This window comes from Actinomycetospora sp. (assembly GCF_055612215.1).
Map to the genome: position 1 here is coordinate 1 of NZ_JBVPVA010001090.1, position 4,173 is coordinate 4,173.

At 76.3% G+C, this 4,173-nt stretch carries 5 protein-coding genes; all 5 read right to left on the reverse strand.

Annotated elements, in window-relative coordinates:
• A partial coding sequence (locus AC0CYZ_RS29455; protein WP_472221668.1) for a molybdopterin-dependent oxidoreductase occupies positions 1-1,488 on the reverse strand: 1,488 nt, incomplete at its 3' end.
• Between the two features lie 58 nt (positions 1,489-1,546).
• A complete protein-coding gene (locus AC0CYZ_RS29460; RefSeq protein WP_472221669.1) occupies positions 1,547-2,086 on the reverse strand; it encodes an NADPH-dependent FMN reductase in 540 nt (179 codons plus the stop codon).
• A 20-nt stretch (positions 2,087-2,106) separates the two neighbouring features.
• Complete coding sequence (locus AC0CYZ_RS29465; RefSeq protein WP_472221670.1) at positions 2,107-2,907, reverse strand: alpha/beta fold hydrolase; 801 nt, start codon at positions 2,905-2,907, stop codon at positions 2,107-2,109.
• Positions 2,908-2,936: 29 nt separating this feature from the next.
• Complete coding sequence (locus tag AC0CYZ_RS29470; RefSeq protein ID WP_472221671.1) at positions 2,937-3,659, reverse strand: 2OG-Fe(II) oxygenase; 723 nt, start codon at positions 3,657-3,659, stop codon at positions 2,937-2,939.
• A partial coding sequence (locus AC0CYZ_RS29475) for a methylated-DNA--[protein]-cysteine S-methyltransferase (protein WP_472221672.1) occupies positions 3,656-4,173 on the reverse strand: 518 nt, incomplete at its 5' end. The genes AC0CYZ_RS29470 and AC0CYZ_RS29475, both read right to left, overlap by 4 nt.

Consider the following 4,173-nt stretch of genomic DNA (forward strand, 5'->3'; position numbering starts at 1 on the left):
CCGGACCTGCAGGGTGTGCCGGCCGGGCGTGAGCGTGAGCACGGTGCGCCACATGCGCCAGGTGTCGATCGACGCGTCGGCGGCCAGCTCCGCGGTCTGCCACGGCCCGCCGTCGGCGCGGACCTCGACCCGCGCGACGCCACGGTGCTGGGCCCACGCGGTACCGGCGACCGTGACGCGGCCGGCCGGCACGGTCGCGTCGGCGCGGGGCACGTCGATGCGGGACTGGGTCTTGACGGGGGCCTGCTGGGCCCAGCCGCGCTGCTGCCAGTACGACTGGAACGCGTCGAACGTCGTCAGCTCCATGTCCGTGATCCACTTGCAGCCGGAGACGTACCCGTAGAGCCCGGGGACGACCATGCGTACCGGGAAGCCGTGCTCGATCGGCAGCGGCTGCCCGTTCATCCCCAGCGCGAGCATCGCGTTGCGGCCGTCGGTGCAGGCGGCGACGGGGGTGCCGGTGGTGAACCCGTCGGCGCTGGTCGACGCGATCTGGTCCGCGCCGGCGCGGACGCCGGCCTCGGCGAGCAGGGCGCGGAGCGGGACGCCGACGAACACCGCGTTGGAGATCAGGTCCCCGCCGACGTCGTTGGAGACGCAGCACATCGTGATCGGGGCCTCGACGAGTGCGCGGCGGCGCAGCTGGTCGTAGCTCAGGACGATCTCGCGGTCGATGAGGCCGTGGATGCGCAGGCTGTAGTCCGCGGTCGAGATCTGCGGGACCTGCAGCGCGGTGTCGATGCGGTAGAAGTCGGCGTTGCGGGTGAGCCACGTGGGCGTCCCGGAGGCGGCGAAGTCGGCCGCGGGAGGCGGGGGCGCGTTCCCGCCCGGCAGCGGCCCGACGGCGGCGCGGGAGGCCTCCGCGGCGTCCGCGGTCGCGAGGGTGCGCCCGAGGACGCCGGTCACGCCCGCGCCGGCGAGCGCGGCCCCCAGCCCGAGGACGAGGCGTCGGCGCGCGTCGCGGGGGGCGCCGGCCGCGTCGTCCTCCGGGGCGTGCGGGGCCGCGGCGCGGCGGGCGAGGTGGTGCAGGACGACGAAGGTCGCCACCCCGGCGACGAGGGCCACCAGCGGGGCGACCAGGTAGGCGGCGGTTGCGGTCGGGGACGCCATCGCACACGTCGCGCCGACCAGGCCGAGCACGACGACGAGGGTGAGCCCCGGGACGGGCGTGCGGCGGGAGAGGAGCCCGCCGACGACCGCGACGACCGCGATGACGACCGCCATGCTCGCCAGCAGCACCTGCTTGTCGTGGACCCCGAACGTGCTGGTCGCGAACTCCTTGAGGGGCTCGGGGGTGAGCCGGATGAACTGGTTGCCGACGGCGAGCACCGGTGACGACGGCGGGGCCGTGAAGGCCGCGACGAGGTCCCCGACGCCGAGCGCCATCCCGACCGCGAGCAGGCCGATCGCTCCGGCGACGGCCCGCGGGAGCCGGGTCCCGGCGGAGGGCGCCGCGGTGTCGGGCGGCGGGTCGAGGTCGGTGGTCACGCCGGGCGTTCGTGATCGGGGCCCGGAGGGTTCACGCCGTGGGCGGAGCCCACCGGGTTCACACCGCCCGCAACGCGCGCAGGGCGCCGAGGGGGGCGGCGCGCACGGCCTCGTCGCCGACCAGCCCGTCGGCGCCGACGGCGTCCCGGGTCAGCGGGAGCCGCAGGCAGGCGGCGTCGACGACGCGGGCGCCGACGTAGCCCAGCACCTTGGCCAGCGACTCGTGGGCGTCGGCGCCCCCGCTCGGGGCGGCCGGGCCGGAGACGTTGAGCCAGCCGACGGGCTTGCCGCTGATCGAGCGCGGGTGGGCGTCGCCGACGGTCCAGTCGAGCAGGTTCTTGAACGCCCCGGGCAGGGCCCCGGCGTACTCCGGGGTGCAGAACAGCATCGACTCGGCGTCGTGGATCGCGGCACGCAGCCGCGTGACGGGATCGGGGAGCGGGTCGTGGTCGTCGTCGGGGTTGAACGCCGGCAGCGCGGCGAGCTCGCCGTAGACCGCGGTGGTGAGCTCGCGGCCGGCGAGCGCGTGCAGGGTCGCGAGTACGGCGGAGTTGGTCGAGCCACGTCGTGTACTGCCGGAGATCAGCAACGTGTCCACGCGTGCATCCTCCCCACCGCTCACCGGTGGCCCGAGGGCGCGTCCGTGTCCTCGGCGAGGAACTCCAGGACCGCGGCGTGGAACTCGGGGGTGCCGAGGGCCGTGAGGTGGTCGCCGGGCACCTCTGCATGGCGCCCGTGGGGCAGCGCGTCGGCGAGTGCGCGCGCGGTGGGGGCCTGGTGCTCGTCGTCGGCGCCGGCGAGGACGAGCACCGGGGTGGGGACGGTGGCCAGCTCGTCGCGGGTGACGGGGACCCGCGTCGCGTCCAGGACCTGCCGCAGGGCGCCCGGGTCGTTGCGGCTGCGGCGGATCCACGCGGCCGTGGCGCCCTCGGGGGAGTCGAGCGCCGGTGGTGTGCCCGCCAGCAGCGCGTCGAGGGTGCGGCGGAACAGCCCGCGCTGGTCGAGGGGCCCGGTGACGGCGCGCAGGCCCTGCCCGGCGACGACGGCCCGCTTCGGGTGGGCGCCGCGCACCAGCGCCCGGAGCACGACCCGCCCGCCGAGGGAGTAGCCGGCGAGGTCGTACCCGCCGGGTTCGCCGTCGAGCCCGAGATGCCGGAGGAGGGCGAACAGGTCGTCGGTGAGGACGTCGGGCGGGTAGGCGCCCGGCTCGTCGGGGGCGGCGCTGGTTCCGTGGCCACGGAGGTCGGGGACGATCACGCGGTGGCCCCGCTCGGCGAGGGCGTGCGCCGGGCCCGCGTCGAACCACGTGGCGCCGTGCGCGGTGAACCCGTGGAGCAGGACCGCCGGCCGTCCGGTACCGAGCTCCCGGTAGGTGAGGGTCCGGCCGTCGGGCGCGGGCACACTCCGGTCGGCCACCATGCGCCCAGGATCCCCGGCGCCGGGAGGCCTCACCGCGCGTCGTGGAAGATCACGCCGAGGACGTGGCGGTTCCCGGAGTGCACCGCCGAGACGCCGTGGCGCATCTGCACGCGGTGGTACCCGCGGGCGCCGAGCTTCGGGCGGTGGCGCACCGGGAAGACGATGGCCTCGCCGAGCCCGGGCCGGGCGACCATCGGGCGGGACTGCTGGCGGGGGCGCTGCTCGACGAACACGCTCTCGCCGCCGGTGAAGTCGACGTCCGGGGTGTTGAGCATGACCAGCACCTGCAGCGGGAAGGTCAGGTCGCCGTAGACGTCCTGGTGCAGGCAGTTGTAACCGGTCGGGCCGTAGCGCAGCACCAGCGGCGTCGGCCTGGTCTGCCCCGCCGCCGCGCAGCGGTCCAGCAGCTCCGCGTGGTCCTCGGGGAAGCTGGTCTCGCCGAGGACGCCGGCCCACCGGTTGGCGACCGCCGCGAGCGGCGGGTAGAGCCGGGTGCGCAGCGCGGTGACGAGCGGCGGCAGCGGGTTCGCGAAGTAGCGGTAGCGCCCCTCGCCGAACGAGAGCCGCGCCATGTCGATCGTCGAGCGGAAGGCGCCGTCGTCGTCGAACACCTCGATCATCGACCGGCACTGCTCCGGGGTCAGCAGGGGGCCGAGCGACGCGAACCCCTCGGTGTCGAGGCGGCCGGCGATCGCGGGCCAGTCGAGGCGCTCGAGGGCGGGCAGGTCGACGGCCGCGGCGGCGGTGGTCACGGGGTGTCTCCTCCGGAGGTCGGGGCGGTGGGCGCGGCGCCCTCGGCCGCGAGCAGCCGGCGCTTGGCGGGGGTGCCGAAGATGTAGCGGCCGACGTCGCCGTGGCTGGGCACCACGCGGTGGCACGGGATGAGCAGCGGCACCGGGTTGGTGGCCAGCACGGTGCCGGCCGCGCGGACCGCGCCGGGCCGGCCGATCTCCGCGGCGACCCACGCGTAGGGCCGGGTCTCGCCGGCGGGGATGGTCCGGGTCGCGGCGAGGACGTCGCGCTGGAAGTCGGTCAGCCCGCCCAGGTCGAGCCGCGGCGTGGCCGAGGCGTCGCCGTGCAGCGCGGCCTCCAGTCCCTCGGGCAGCTCGTCGACGGGGCGCAGCGGGCGGCCGAAGCGGCGGCGGTAGGCCGCCTGGAACTCCTGTCGGGGCATGAACCCGTCGTCGGGCAGCTCCGCGGCGGCGCGCAGGAAGCTGACGCCGTCGCGGGTGCTCGCCACCCAGACCGGGCCGATGAGGCTGTCGG

Excerpts from the sequence above, each read along its gene's own strand:
- AC0CYZ_RS29465 (WP_472221670.1), bottom strand. The coding sequence starts at position 2,907 with ATGGTGGCCGACCGGAGTGTGCCCGCGCCCGACGGCCGGACCCTCACC.